We start from the raw sequence: 14,337 nt of genomic DNA on the forward strand, positions 1-14,337 counted from the left end.
TCATTATACCACAAAATGGAAAAGGCGGTGAAAGAAATCTGTAATTTGAAGGATTTCCTTCTTATGCTCAATGAAAATCAACGAGTATTAGACCATGGCCCCTGCTTGCAAGCTATACATCTTGTGATAGGTTCCTCCTAGAGCCAAGAGTTCCTCATGGGTTCCACTCTCGATAATGCGCCCCTTGTCCAAGACATAGATGCAGTTGGCATCTTGGATGGTAGAAAGACGGTGGGCGATGGCAATGGTTGTCCGTCCCTGTCTCATCTTAGCCAGAGAAGCTTGAACCAGACTTTCTGTTTCAGAGTCAATATTGGCTGTCGCTTCATCCAAAATCAGAATTTTAGGCTGACTGGCGACTGTTCTAGCAAAGGCAAGAAGCTGGCGTTGACCAGTAGAGAAGCTCGAACCACGCTCAGACACAGGGGAGTTATACCCCTGAGGAAGATCTTGAATAAAGGAATCTGCATCCACGAAGCTAGCTGCAGCCTGTACCTGCTCATCACTGATTTCTTGGTACATGGCGATATTGGACTTAATGGTCCCATGATAGAGGAAGGGATCCTGCAAGACTAGACCGATGTTTTTTCTCAGCTCTTCCTGACTGTAGTCCCGGATATCCACATCATCCAAGAGAACTCGCCCTGACTGAAATTCATAAAAGCGCATGAGAACATTGATAATAGACGATTTCCCTGAACCTGTATGACCCACAAAAGCAATGGTTTCACCCCTGTTAACAGAGAAAGAAATGTCATCCAGAATCGGATGTTTGCCATCATAAGAGAAACATACATGTTCAAAACGGATATTGCCTTCTTTGATCTCGGCCTGTCCATTTTCTTGAAGAGGCTCATAGGTCCTCTCATCAATCAAGGCAAAGACACGACCTGCAGACACCATAGACGTTTGAAGGGTCGAAAAATTTTGCGTCACTTCAATCAAGGGGTCAAAAAGGCGGTTGATATACTGAATAAAGGCATACATGGTCCCTGCTGTTATTCCCAGATAAAGGCCACGATAGCCAAAATAGGCCATTAAAACTGCATATCCTAGGAGTTTCAGCAAACTCATGGCAGGGCGCAAAAAGAGGGCATCCAAGGCTACAGAACGGTTGGCATAGACCAAGTGTTCTTGGTTGATTTCATCAAATTCTGCCTGCAGGCGCTTCTCTTGATTAAAGGCCTGGATAATCCTGATTCCCTCGATGTTTTCAGCCAGCTTGCTATTGATATCTGACAAGAGACTTCTGGTTTTCTCAATGATTTTCACTGATTTTTTCCGATAGAGATTGACCAAAAGGAAAATCAAGGGGAGAAAGAGCAAGACTAAAACTGTTAAACGAAAATCCAACACCAACATAGTATAAAGCGTTGTCAGAAAGATAAAAACTGCTGAGATAAAGCTAGATAAAATCCCCGAAAACATATCACTGATAGTCTCGGTGTCATTTGTCAAACGAGAGACAATGGAGCCTGCTGGCGTCTTGTCAAAATAAGACATGCCCAGCTTCTCCATATTGGCAAAGGCATCCCGACGAATATCCCTAACAATACTGTAAGACACGCGCGCAAAGAGAAGATTGCCGACATACTGGACCAGAGTTTGTAGGATATAAAGACCATAGTAGACCAGCAAAACGGTCACAGCGAATTGGTTTAGATTGCTGAGATACTGGTCGATAAAGTGGGAGGCCACAAGGGGAATGACACTTTTAATGACCGTCGTCGCTAGTAGAAAACTGAGTGCCAAAAAGGTAAGGACCCCATAAGGCTTGAGATAGGACATCAAGCGCTTCAATACAGTCCATTGTTCTTTCTTATTCTGCATCTTCTTCTCCCTTCATTTCCAGCTGCTGAGACTGGTAGGTTTGGGCATACCAGCCATCCAAAGCTAGCAAGTCTTCGTGCCTGCCTCGTTCGATGATTTGACCATTTTGCAGGACTAAAATCAAATCTGCATGGACAACTGCACTCAGGCGATGAGCCGTAATAATGGTTGTCTTGTCCTTTCGCGTCTCCTTGAGGTTGTCGATAATCGCATACTCTGTCTTGGCATCCACGGCTGACAAAGAATCATCCAAAACCAAGATATCAGGGTCTAAAATCATAGCCCGACTCATGGCCAGACGTTGCTTTTGACCACCAGAAAGACTGACTCCCTTTTCACCAATCAAGGTATCAAATCCCTGAGGCATGGCTACAATGTCTTGGTAAACTTGGGCTAGCTTAGTCGCTTCCTCGACCGCTGAAAGGGGCAAGTTAGGATTGCCAAAGCGGATATTGTCTAAGATAGAAGTCGCAAAGAGGAACTGGTCCTGAGGGACGTAGCCCATGAGACTGCGAAGGTCTGTCAAACGATAATCGCGAATATCGTGACCGTTTAGGTAAATAGCACCCTTATCCACATCGTATTCACGCAAGAGGAGCTTGATCAAAGATGTTTTCCCAGAACCTGTCTGCCCAACCAAGCCCAGAGTTTGCCCTTTTTCCAAACTAAAGTGAACATTTGTCAGTGTTTCCTCATTTTCAAAGGCAAAGCTATCAATGGCATACTGCAAGCGCCCATTTTCAATACTGTCTAGAGGAAACTCGGGGTCTTGTACAGGTGATTCCTGAGACAAAAGTTCCTCAATCCGCTGGTAAGAAACCTTCCCTCGCTGAGTAATATTAAAGAGGAAGCCGATGGCCATAAGAGGCCAAACCAACATATCCAAGTAGCTGATAAAGGTGACCAGATTCCCAACGGTAATCTGCCCCTCCTGAACCATCAAAGAGCCTACCAAGAGCGTTAAAACATAGGAGGAACCAACAAATAAGAGAACCATGGGGTCAAAGAGACTATCGTATTTCATGGTTTGGAGGTTCTTTTGGAAGGTCAATTCATTGACTGCCTGGAAAGACTTCAACTCGTCCGCCTGATACCCGAAAGACTTGGTCACTTTAATACCTGATACAGACTCCTGCACCTTGTTATTGAGTTCAGAAAAGGCAGCCTGCGATTCACCAAAAGCCTTGTGGGTCTTTCTACCTAGACGACTGGTCGCATAAGCCATGAAAGGTAAGGGTAAAATGGCAACTAGGGTCATTTGCCACGAAATGCTAAAGAGCATGGTCAGCAAAGTCACCAAAGCCGTGATAGAAGCATCAACCGCAGACATGACCCCACCACCTGCTAGACGAGTCAAGGCATTGATATCATTGGTTGCGTGTGCCATCAGATCCCCCGTCCGATAGGTTTGATAAAAGGCTGGAGACATTTTTGTGAAATGCTCAAATAAGCGAGAGCGCATAATCTGTCCCAGACGGTAGGAAGTCCCGAGGATATACATACGCCAAACATAGCGCAGATAGTACATACCAAAGGCTGCAAGAAGCAAGTAAAATAGGTCAAGAAGGAGATCATGTTGGGTTAATTGTCCCGATGTGATAGCATCAATAACCCGCCCCATAACCATAGGTGGAATGAGATTGAGTACGGAAACCAAGACCAAAGCCACAATTCCGACTAGATAACGGCGCTTTTCTAACTTGAAAAACCACCAAAGTTTTTGAATAATGGACATAAAATCCCTTTCTGATTGCAAATGGAAACCTGAGGCCAATACTCAATGAAAATCAAAGAGCAAACTAGGAAACTAGCCGCAGGCTGTACTTGAGTACGGCAAGGCGACGTTGGCGCAGTTTGAATTTGATTTTTGAAGAGTACAAGACCCCAGGCTTTTCTTATTCATAGGTTACGACTGTAACAGCACCCTTGTCATACTCAGCGATAAAGATGTTAGCTACATTGTCATGCCCTTGCTTACTGAGATTGTCAAGCAACCAGTCTTCGCTACGACCAATCGACTCCAAAACATCGACTTGAATCACACCGTCAGTCACAACTGGATACTTAGGATTTTCATCTCCCATTTGGACCACGATGAGTTGGCCATTTTGCTCCTGCACAGCTCGTTTAACTTGCTTCATCTGGAAAATCCCTTGGCTACGAAGTTTGAGGGCTACATCCGCTGCAGACAAGCCAACTGAACGACAGGCTTCTGGGTCAATCTTCCCGTTTTTGATAAGAAGAGTTGGTTTCCCATCAATCAAGCGTTTGACAAAACGAACATTGTTATTGAGCCATTTGAGTGTCAAAACCAAAATCGTCCACATCATCAGAATCACTGCATACTGGAGAATACTGATAGAACTATTGTAAATCACCCCACCGATGATACCACCAAGAACATAGTTCTGAATTTGGTCTGTCGCAGAGTTAGGTGCTAGATTCCCCTTTCCTGTCACATTAATAACAAAAACCAGCGAGAAGAGACCCAAGGCCAGTTTGATTAAAATTTCCATATAGTTGAGCGTCATTTGTTTACCTCCACCAATTCAATAGCATCTGTTTGATGCAATTCTATTTTCTCTAAAAGATACTTGTCTGGTTGGTTCCCGTTCATGGCGCGGTAGACATTTGAACCTACCTTGATTAGCGCTCCATCAATGATTGCAGAAGTATTGACGTAAACTTCTGATTTATCTACTCCCAAGTCTTTGGAAACAACCTCTATAAAATGAAGGGAGGTTTGAAATTGGTTGTTAGAGGCTTGATTGGTCTGGTATTTTGAAATTGTCACCAAAAGCATGGCCACCAAGGTCAAGGCCAAAATCATGACCAATTCCCGAAACTTAGTCCCCTTTTTATCACGATAAGCCTTAAAAGCAAAAAAACCTGTGATAGCTAGGAGAACAATCCCAAAGCCAATCATGATGCCATTTTGCTGACTGATTTGGCTTAGCACATAGTCATATGAGTAAAATTTCATTTATTTTCACTCCCTTTCATAAGATCATTCTTCATTATAAACGAAAGAGGGGGATTTTTCAAACCATACGTTGGGGAAATAGACCTTTTTTTGGTATAATAAAATCTATAATCTGAATGAAAAAGGTAACTTTATGAAACTCATCTCATGGAATATTGATTCCCTCAATGCTGCCCTAACTAGTGACTCAGCTCGTGCAAAATTGTCCCAAGAAGTCCTACAAACCTTGGTCGCTGAAAATGCTGATGTCATTGCTATCCAAGAAACCAAGCTTTCTGCCAAGGGTCCTACAAAGAAACACTTGGAAATTTTAGAAGAACTCTTCCCAGGCTACGCAAACACGTGGCGCTCTTCCCAAGAACCTGCCCGTAAAGGCTATGCTGGAACCATGTTCCTTTATAAAAAAGAACTTACACCCACTGTCACTTTCCCAGAAATCGGTGCCCCTTCTACCATGGACTTGGAAGGTCGTATCATCACTCTAGAATTTGATGAATTTTTCGTGACCCAGGTTTACACACCAAATGCTGGTGATGGTCTCAAACGCTTGGAAGAACGTCAAGTCTGGGATGTCAAATATGCTGAGTACTTGGCTCAACTAGACAAAGAAAAACCAGTCCTGGCGACCGGTGACTACAATGTAGCCCACAATGAAATCGACCTTGCAAATCCTGCCAGCAACCGTCGTTCACCAGGATTTACCGACGAGGAGCGTGCTGGATTTACCAACCTTTTGGCAACTGGATTTACTGATACCTTCCGCCACATTCACGGCGATGTTCCAGAACGCTACACTTGGTGGGCACAGCGCAGCAAGACTTCTAAAATCAACAATACAGGCTGGAGAATCGACTACTGGCTCACAAGTAACCGTCTCGCAGACAAGGTCACTAAATCTGATATGATTGACTCAGGAGCTCGCCAAGACCACACACCCATTGTCATGGAGATTGAACTCTAAGGAGAAAGCGAATGGACTATCAAGCTCTCATTCCTGAATTTGTAGTATCTGACATCGAAAAATCACGCCACTTCTACTGCGACCTGCTAGGATTCTCTGTCGAATACGAGCGCCCCGAGGAGAAATTTCTCTTCCTCTCGCTTGAAGACTGCCAACTTATGCTAGAAGAAGGCAGCGCAGAAGAATTAGCTCAGCTGACCTATCCTTTCGGGCGCGGTGTCAATATTTCCTTTGGCATTGCAGATGTTCCTCAGCTCCACCAAAAACTGCTGGAAGCTGACTATCCTATCCATCGTCCCCTGACAAAAAGAGAATTTCGAGTAGGAGATAGCTTTATATATCCCCATGAATTTGCAGTTCTAGATCCAGATGGCTATTTTTTAAGATTTAGCGAGTAGAATAATAAAGATTGGGAAAAAGTCTTTAAAGTTAGAAAGAGGCATATTGTCAGGTGTTTAAAAACCTAATAATATGCCCTTTTATGATGGAAAAACCTTCTAAATGTTAGCCAATAAGTTAATTTTTGCCCATTTTTATTATATTTGTTCGTTTTTTAAACCAAAACACTAACAAAACATTTGATTTCTAAAGTTATTTAGTGTAAAATAAAAACATTGGCTCAAGCCTATTTAAAATTGAATATCGTTTTACTTGTTTATGTCGTGAATTGGCACGACGTTTCTACAAGGTGCCGGAACACCTAACAATAAGTAAGTCAGCTTGAGGGGATGGTCTTTTTTGCCATGCCTATTTTGGGGACTTACTTAGAGATTAAGTAGGTCTTTTTTCTATCAGTTTTTACTGGATAAAAATCTGAAACAAGCAAATGAATTGGCTTTTAGACTTTAGGAGGTCTTATGAAATTATTAGAAGAGCGCATCCTCAAGGATGGACATATCTTGGGTGACAACATTCTCAAAGTAGATTCCTTTTTAACCCACCAAGTTGACTTTAGCTTGATGAGAGAGATTGGTAAGGTTTTTGCGGAAAAATTCACTTCTGCTGGTATTACCAAAGTCGTGACCATTGAAGCGTCGGGTATTGCCCCAGCCGTTTTTACAGCTGAAGCCTTAAACGTTCCCATGATTTTCGCCAAAAAAGCTAAGAACATCACTATGAACGAAGGCATCTTAACTGCTGAAGTTTACTCCTTTACCAAGCAGGTAACAAGCACCGTTTCTATCGCTGGAAAATTCCTCTCACCTGAGGACAATGTCTTGATTATCGACGATTTCCTTGCTAATGGCCAAGCTGCTAAAGGCTTGATTCAAATCATCGAACAAGCTGGATCAACAGTCGAAGCTATCGGTATTGTAATTGAAAAATCTTTCCAAGATGGCCGTGATTTGCTTGAAAAAGCAGGCTACCCCGTCCTATCACTCGCTCGTTTGGATCGTTTTGAAAATGGTCAAGTTATTTTTAAGGAGGCAGATCTCTAATGCAAACTCAAGAAAAACACTCGCAAGCAGCCGTTCTTGGCTTGCAGCACTTACTAGCCATGTACTCAGGATCCATCCTGGTTCCTATCATGATTGCGACAGCCCTTGGCTATTCAGCTGAGCAGTTGACCTACCTGATTTCTACAGATATCTTTATGTGTGGGGTGGCAACCTTCCTCCAACTCCAACTCAACAAATACTTTGGAATTGGACTACCAGTCGTTCTTGGAGTGGCCTTCCAATCCGTCGCTCCCTTGATTATGATTGGGCAAAGCCATGGTAGTGGCGCTATGTTTGGTGCCCTTATCGCATCAGGGATTTACGTTGTTCTTGTTTCAGGCATCTTCTCAAAAGTAGCCAATCTCTTCCCATCTATCGTAACAGGATCTGTTATCACAACAATTGGATTAACCTTGATTCCTGTCGCTATTGGAAATATGGGAAATAACGTTCCAGAGCCAACTGGTCAAAGTCTCTTGCTTGCAGCTATCACTGTTCTGATTATCCTCTTGATTAACATCTTTACCAAAGGATTTATCAAGTCTATCTCTATTTTGATTGGCCTGGTTGTTGGAACTGCCATTGCTGCTAGCATGGGCTTGGTTGATTTCTCTCCTGTTGCGGCAGCACCACTTGTCCATGTCCCAACTCCACTCTACTTTGGGATGCCAACCTTTGAAATCTCATCTATTGTCATGATGTGTATCATCGCAACGGTGTCTATGGTTGAGTCTACTGGTGTTTATCTGGCCTTGTCTGATATCACAAAAGATCCAATCGACAGCACGCGCCTTCGCAACGGTTACCGCGCAGAAGGTTTGGCCGTACTTCTCGGAGGAATCTTTAACACCTTCCCTTACACAGGATTTTCACAAAACGTTGGTTTGGTTAAATTGTCAGGTATCAAGACTCGCCTGCCAATCTACTACGCAGCTGGTTTCCTGGTTCTCCTTGGACTCCTTCCTAAGTTTGGTGCCCTTGCTCAAATCATTCCAAGCCCTGTCCTCGGTGGTGCCATGCTGGTAATGTTTGGTTTTGTGTCTATTCAAGGGATGCAAATCCTCGCTCGTGTTGACTTTGCTAACAATGAACATAACTTCCTTATCGCAGCAGTATCAATCGCTGCAGGTGTCGGACTCAATAACAGTAATCTCTTTGTCAGCATGCCGACAGCCTTCCAAATGTTCTTCTCAAACGGAATCGTTGTAGCTAGCCTACTGGCCATTGTCCTCAATGCCGTCCTAAACAGGAAGAAAAAATAAGAAAAAGAGGTGTGAGCCTCTTTTTTGTTTGACAAAATAAAAACATCTATCTACTCATATATGCTAGTATCATAGTCCTGAAAATCATCTGCATCAAGAACTATTTCACCATTCTTATACTTTTCTCTTACAATACGTTCAGCTTCATACTTATCTTCAGCTTCTATACTCACTAAACGGGTTAGAGTTTCAGTAATTTCTATAGTATACTTTTTCATCTTAAGTTTCTCTCCAATAACTCACTTATTAACAATAATCTATGTTTGGGACTTTCCAACCACTCTGGCAATTCATCTCCATATTCCCAGCTATATTTTTTATTCAACAAAGAAAGTTGTTCCTCATCACCAAATTCTATATTTGCAGATATCCATTTCACACAGTCAGGGTCTGATAAAGTATAAACCATCAAACTTAAGTTTTCATAATTACTCTCTGTTTCATAATCAGGCCAGATAACTTTTAAGAAATCATACACCTCTTCTGATGCAACAAGTTGTTTCGTTTTCATAATTTCCGATACTTTCCTCTACCTTTAAATTCTATTATTTCTTTGTCTCTTAATATTTGAAGCTGTTGCCTAATCTTTTCTTTGATATGATTGTTCTTAACAAAGATATTTTTTAAGTCACTTTCAAAACGGTACATATCTTCAAGGGTAAATTCTAAACCATCTATCTTATCTATACAATTTAGAATTTCTATTGTCCAACCTCTTACTGAAAGAGAGTTCTTCCTTAAAAATAAACTTTGCTTAAATTCTTTTGTAACTTTTTCTGGATCTCTAACTTGTCCATTTTTCACAAGAAATATTCTTCCTTTAGAAGGTACTTGTGATAAATCAATGTTACAACCAATCCAACCTGCTCGTCTAGCAGTTGGCGCAAGTGGCTTCCTTTGAATAATTGATTTCGGTGTAACAAATTGCTTTGGAAGGACAAGAAAATTATTTACTTCAAAATTTTTTGTATAAGTTAAAAAAAGAAATTAGGATTATTATCTGCCTGAACACGCTCCATCATGGTTGCATAAGCACCATCATTGATTGTTGATGAAAAATTTCCTTTTTTGCTCTTCAGTTCAAACTCCTCACTACAATGATTACAGTAAAAATCTGCTACAGGCCGATTATTTTCAAAATGATTTAAGGGATTGTTCCCACAATTAGGGCAATAAGACTGACGATAAACCCAATCCTCCGTTAAGATACGTGCCTTTTGGCTATTACTTTTATAGGTTTCTACTAATTCTAAATTAAAGTGTAATTCCATTTAAAAATTCCTCACTAATATGAGAATTCACTCGATATAAGCAATTAAAATCTACTATAACTAGTATACCACAATATGTACCTATTACATTTGTATTTCATCACTCTCTTTTATATTTCCTTCTAACATATCTCATAAATTAAAAATGAGTGAGATAAATTTATCCCACTCACCTTTCTTTATATCCTTACCTGTCTTTCTTCTGACCTCTGGCCTGTGATAAACATGGTAAAGGTGGCTTTACAGACATTTCTGCCTTCTTGATTGGTGATATCGACATCCACGACACAGGTTGTGCGACCTTGATGGACACATTCTCCTTTAATGGTCAACACGTCGTCGAGTTTTCCTGCTTTAAGGTAGTTGATAGAGGATTGGAGTGTCACTCCATCAAGCCCCAAAGATATGACCACCAAACCGCTGATCTGGTCGCAAAGGGTAAAGAGATAGCCACCATGGGCATTGCCATAGTAGTTGAGCGACGAGTCCACTACTTTTGTCGTCACCACAACGTGACCATCTCTCATTTGTTCAATTTCGTAATTTTCAAAGGCAGATATAGCGTCAAAATGAAAGTCTTTCATCGTTTCCTCCTGATATTTCAAACGACACTATGATACTACTTTTTATAGGACTGTGCAAGGAGAAAGCACCTAGTCTGGCAAAATTCCGACCTGTTCCACAAAGCGCATAAAGGCTGTCTGCCCTTGTTCCGTCTGCTTGTAAACCCCTGCATCCTCAAGTACACGCGCAAAGATAGTACCCACAGAGTCCTGGACGATTTTAAGGGCTTTTTCTTTATCCGTTAGATCTGGATGTTGGACTTTGAGTTGATCTGCCCACTCTTGATGATAAGAGGCAACTGTAACAGCTTCTCCTACAAGATAGCTAGCGACTTGCTCCACTTCTTCTTTCAGACGTGGTGGCAAGATTGCCAAGCCCATGACCTCAATCAAGCCGATATTTTCCTTCTTGATATGTTGGACATCCTTGTGGGGATGATAGATGCCATCAGGATGTTCTGCTGAAGTCTGATTGTCTCGCAAGACTAAGTCCAACTCAAACTGACCATCTCGTTTGCGGGCAATGGGTGTGATGGTGTGATGTGGTGTTCCATTATTTTCTGCCAAAATCTGCACTGTAGGATCTGAATACTGGCGCCATTCCTGCAAAATCTTGTCAGCTAAATTGATCAAATTCTCTTTGGAATCCGAAGTCAAACGCAACACTGACATTGGCCACTTGACAATCCCAGCCTTGACCTGCTCAAAACCTGCAAATTGAAAAGTCTTTTGCAAGGGAGCCAATTCCATCGGAAAGACGTGACGGCCTCCCTGATAATGATCATGAGTTAGAATAGAGCCCCCAACAATCGGCAAATCGGCATTAGATCCAACAAAATATCCTGGAAACTGCTCTACGATAGCCAGCAGACGCTCAAAGCTCTGACGGCTGATAACCATGGGACGATGCTGGCCATCTAAAAAGATACAGTGCTCGTTAAAATAAGCATAGGGCGAATACTGGAAGCCCCACTCCTGACCAGCCATTTCAAAACGGATAATCCGGTGATTGCTACGGGCTGGGTGGTTGACCCGACCATGGTAGCCTTCATTCTCTAGACAAAGTTGACACTGAGGATAATTGCTAGTTTGCACCAACTTGGCTGCTGCAATCTCTTTCGGATCTTTTTCAGGCTTAGAGAGATTGATGGTAATTTCAAGTTCACCGTAGTCAGACGGTACACGATAAGCAATATTTTTAGCAATAGCCTTGAGTTTGATGTAGTCATTTTTCTGACTGAGTTGGTAAAAATCCGCTATCGCTTGCTCAGGAGAGTGGGCATAGGTTGACCAGAAGTTACGATTGACCTGACTCGGACAAGGAGTTACCAAATCCATCAGTTCAGTACCGAGGATTTCACGCGCAGTCTGACTATCTTCAATCGTCTCTAATCGAACGGCTTCCTCAACCAGCTGGTCCTTGAGGTCAATCAATTTATCCAGATCCGTCTCAACTTCCAAAACACCATCTCCCACTCGTGCCAAGACACGATTGGTCAGGTAGATTCGATCCATTTCCTCAAATGAACTTTCGGAAATGACATGTGTTACAAATTTATCTACTAAGGTCACTATAGAGCCTCCTTTTGACTAGTCAAGGACGCGAGTGCCACCTGCAACTTCAGCGATATAGAAGCTTGGAGCGTAGCTAACTACTTCCTCGTAGTGTTTGCCAACAGCTTCCTTAAAGGCATCAACAGCATCTTTTTGCACCAAGGCAATGGCACATCCACCAAAACCTGCCCCTGTCATACGAGCACCGAGAACACCTTCTTGTGTCCAAGCTGTGTGAACAAGAGTATCCAATTCCAAACCAGTTACTTCATAGTCATGCTCCAGAGAAACGTGTGACGCATTCATCAAACGACCAAATGTTTCCAAATCTCCTGCTTGAAGGGCTACTTGAGCTTTGAGGGTACGTTGGTTTTCAAGCACAGCATGGCGAGCACGTTTCAAACGATTTTCATCTTTAATCAGATAGCTGTATTGGTCAAAGGCCCACTCATCCAATTCACCCAAGGTCTGAATATCTAAAGCAACTTGCAATTCTTCCACTGCTTTTTCACACTCAGCACGACGTTCATTGTATTTAGAATCCGCCAATTCACGGCGTTTGTTAGTGTTCATGATAACAACGACATTGTCCTTCAAATCAAGTGGTACCAAATCATACTCTAAGTTGTTGGTATCAAGGTAAATAGCACGTTGATCAGCCCCCATACCAATAGCAAATTGGTCCATGATACCAGAGTTGACTCCGATAAAGTTATTTTCTGTTTGTTTTCCAATTTTAACCAAATCGAGACGCTCTAATTTTAAATCAAAGAGATGCTCTGCCACGACTCCTGTCAAAAGTTCCAAGGATGCTGAAGAAGACAAGCCAGCACCATTTGGGATATTCCCATAAACATAAAAATCAAAACCTTTGTCAATCACGTGCCCAGCTTCTTGCAAGAAATGAAGAACTCCTTTTGGATAGTTGGTCCAGTTATGCTCTTTTTCAAACTTGAGATCAGCGAGAGGCACTTCGATAATGCCCTTGTCCTCAAAGTTAGCTGAGTAGAAACGTAAGACTTGGTCGTCACGCTTGCGAGCTGCACCGTAAGTTCCCAAGGAAATAGCAGCTGGAAAAACGTGCCCACCGTTGTAGTCCGTGTGTTCACCAATCAGATTGATACGGCCTGGTGAAAAGAAGGTTTGGTCTGCTTCTTGACCAAAAACAGCAAGAAAGTCTTTACGAAGAGCTTCAGCAGTAAGATGTTGTGTCATATGATTTCTCCTTTTACTGTCCGTTAAGTCACCTTAACGTGTAATCGTTTTCTTCTATTGTATCCAAGGGATTTCCCAAGGTCAATCCTTTTTACTAAACTTTTACTAAACTATCAGTAAAATACAGAAAAATATGATATACTAATCTAATCAAGGAGGATTTATGGCTACTTTAAAAGACATTGCACAGCTAGCCTCTGTCTCTATCGCGACCGTTTCCCGTGTCCTCAACCGCGACCAGAGCCTATCTGTTACAGAAGAAACAAGACACCGTATTTTAACTGTTGCTGAAGAGCTGGGCTACACCAAGCACCTCAAGACAGGCGAGTCCCACAAGCCCAAGCAAAAGATTGCCATTATCCAATGGGTCAGCGAACAAGGGGAGCTGGACGACCTCTACTACTACCAGATTCGCTTGGGTATTGAAAAAAGAGCCCAAGAGTTGGACTACGATATCTTGCGCTATTTTAATGACCACCCTTTTACCCTAAGCGAGGAAGTGATTGGGATTCTCTGCATCGGAAAATTTAGCCAAGCTCAGATTTCTGCCTTTGAGGAATACCAAAAACCCCTGGTCTTTCTAGACAGTGATACACTTTCCCTGGGACATACCTGCATTATTACGGACTTTTACACTGCTATGAAACAGGTTGTCGATTATTTCCTCAGTCAAGGGTTGAATCGCATTGGGATTCTAACAGGTCTTGAAGAAACAACTGATCAAGAAGAAATCATTCAGGACAAGCGTCTGGAAAACTTTAAGAACTACAGTCAAACAAAAGGAATCTATCATGATGAACTGGTCTTTCAAGGAAGCTTTACTGCTCAGTCTGGTTATGACCTGATGAAGGAGGCCATTCAGAACTTAGGAGACCAACTCCCGCCAGCCTTTTTCGCAGCCAGCGATAGTTTAGCCATCGGTGCCCTCCGTGCCCTCCAAGAAGCTGGAATCAGCCTACCAGACCGCGTCAGCCTCATTTCCTTTAACGACACTAGTCTGACCAAGCAGGTCTATCCACCCCTTTCTAGCATCACGGTCTATACCGAGGAAATGGGCCGGGCAGGTATGGATATTCTTAATAAGGAAGTACTCCACGGTCGCAAAATCCCTAGCCTGACCATGCTGGGAACCAGACTGACATTGAGAGAGAGTACAAGGAATGATTCAGATATTAGAATCTAGGCAAAAACTAAATTTCAAGATAAAATGAATTAAATATCCTCACAATAAAACGCATAGTATCATATTTTCAATGCCT

At 42.3% G+C, this 14,337-nt stretch carries 12 protein-coding genes, 2 pseudogenes and 1 riboswitch; of the genes and pseudogenes, 5 read left to right on the forward strand and 9 right to left on the reverse strand.

Annotated elements, in window-relative coordinates:
- Positions 1-87: 87 nt before the first annotated feature.
- From D7D53_RS06550 to D7D53_RS06565, 4 genes are all read right to left on the reverse strand, one after another.
- Entirely contained in the window at positions 88-1,830 is a 1,743-nt protein-coding gene (locus D7D53_RS06550) for an ABC transporter ATP-binding protein (RefSeq protein ID WP_120770501.1), read from the reverse strand.
- Positions 1,820-3,565: an ABC transporter ATP-binding protein gene (locus tag D7D53_RS06555; protein WP_120770502.1), complete on the reverse strand. Its 1,746-nt coding sequence runs from the start codon at positions 3,563-3,565 to the stop codon at positions 1,820-1,822. Before D7D53_RS06555 ends, D7D53_RS06550 begins: the two co-directional genes overlap by 11 nt.
- A gap of 160 nt (positions 3,566-3,725) precedes the next feature.
- Entirely contained in the window at positions 3,726-4,361 is a 636-nt protein-coding gene (locus tag D7D53_RS06560; protein ID WP_120770503.1) for a DUF421 domain-containing protein, read from the reverse strand.
- A complete protein-coding gene (locus D7D53_RS06565) occupies positions 4,358-4,813 on the reverse strand; it encodes a DUF3290 family protein (protein WP_120770504.1) in 456 nt (151 codons plus the stop codon). Before D7D53_RS06565 ends, D7D53_RS06560 begins: the two co-directional genes overlap by 4 nt.
- A gap of 133 nt (positions 4,814-4,946) precedes the next feature.
- Here D7D53_RS06565 and D7D53_RS06570 point away from each other — a divergent pair, with 133 nt between their 5' ends.
- The 4 genes from D7D53_RS06570 to D7D53_RS06585 all read left to right on the forward strand — a co-directional run bounded on the left by D7D53_RS06570 (position 4,947) and on the right by D7D53_RS06585 (position 8,475).
- Entirely contained in the window at positions 4,947-5,774 is an 828-nt protein-coding gene (locus D7D53_RS06570) for an exodeoxyribonuclease III (protein ID WP_120770505.1), read from the forward strand.
- Positions 5,775-5,785: 11 nt separating this feature from the next.
- Positions 5,786-6,172 (forward strand): bleomycin resistance protein, encoded by a 387-nt coding sequence (locus D7D53_RS06575; protein WP_120770506.1) that lies wholly within the window; start codon positions 5,786-5,788, stop codon positions 6,170-6,172.
- A gap of 233 nt (positions 6,173-6,405) precedes the next feature.
- A riboswitch (purine riboswitch) is annotated at positions 6,406-6,501 on the forward strand.
- 130 nt (positions 6,502-6,631) lie between these two features.
- On the forward strand, positions 6,632-7,213 hold the full coding sequence (locus tag D7D53_RS06580) for a xanthine phosphoribosyltransferase (RefSeq protein WP_120770507.1): 582 nt from the start codon (positions 6,632-6,634) through the stop codon (positions 7,211-7,213).
- Positions 7,213-8,475 carry a nucleobase:cation symporter-2 family protein gene (locus D7D53_RS06585; RefSeq protein WP_120770508.1) on the forward strand — a complete coding sequence of 421 codons (1,263 nt, stop codon included), beginning with the start codon at positions 7,213-7,215 and terminating at the stop codon, positions 8,473-8,475. The genes D7D53_RS06580 and D7D53_RS06585 overlap by 1 nt, the downstream gene beginning before the upstream one ends.
- 50 nt (positions 8,476-8,525) lie before the next feature.
- Here D7D53_RS06585 and D7D53_RS10200 read toward each other — a convergent pair.
- The 5 genes and pseudogenes from D7D53_RS10200 to D7D53_RS06615 form a co-directional block, all read right to left on the reverse strand.
- Positions 8,526-8,986 (reverse strand): annotated as a pseudogene (locus tag D7D53_RS10200) (DpnD/PcfM family protein).
- Positions 8,983-9,746, reverse strand: a pseudogene (locus D7D53_RS06600) (DpnI domain-containing protein). Before D7D53_RS06600 ends, D7D53_RS10200 begins: the two co-directional pseudogenes overlap by 4 nt.
- 179 nt (positions 9,747-9,925) lie before the next feature.
- Positions 9,926-10,330, reverse strand: a complete 405-nt coding sequence (locus D7D53_RS06605) for a PaaI family thioesterase (protein WP_120770511.1) — start codon at positions 10,328-10,330, stop codon at positions 9,926-9,928.
- A gap of 69 nt (positions 10,331-10,399) precedes the next feature.
- Positions 10,400-11,881 (reverse strand): UDP-glucose--hexose-1-phosphate uridylyltransferase, encoded by a 1,482-nt coding sequence (locus D7D53_RS06610; protein WP_120770512.1) that lies wholly within the window; start codon positions 11,879-11,881, stop codon positions 10,400-10,402.
- An 18-nt stretch (positions 11,882-11,899) separates the two neighbouring features.
- The gene (locus D7D53_RS06615; protein ID WP_120770513.1) at positions 11,900-13,078 is read right to left on the reverse strand and encodes a galactokinase; all 1,179 of its coding nucleotides are present in this window, start codon (positions 13,076-13,078) and stop codon (positions 11,900-11,902) included.
- A gap of 163 nt (positions 13,079-13,241) precedes the next feature.
- Here D7D53_RS06615 and galR point away from each other — a divergent pair, with 163 nt between their 5' ends.
- Entirely contained in the window at positions 13,242-14,261 is a 1,020-nt protein-coding gene (galR, locus tag D7D53_RS06620) for a DNA-binding transcriptional regulator GalR (RefSeq protein ID WP_120770514.1), read from the forward strand.
- Positions 14,262-14,337: the final 76 nt, after the last annotated feature.

The sequence above is a fragment of the Streptococcus gwangjuense genome, assembly GCF_003627155.1.
GTDB lineage: Bacteria > Bacillota > Bacilli > Lactobacillales > Streptococcaceae > Streptococcus > Streptococcus gwangjuensis.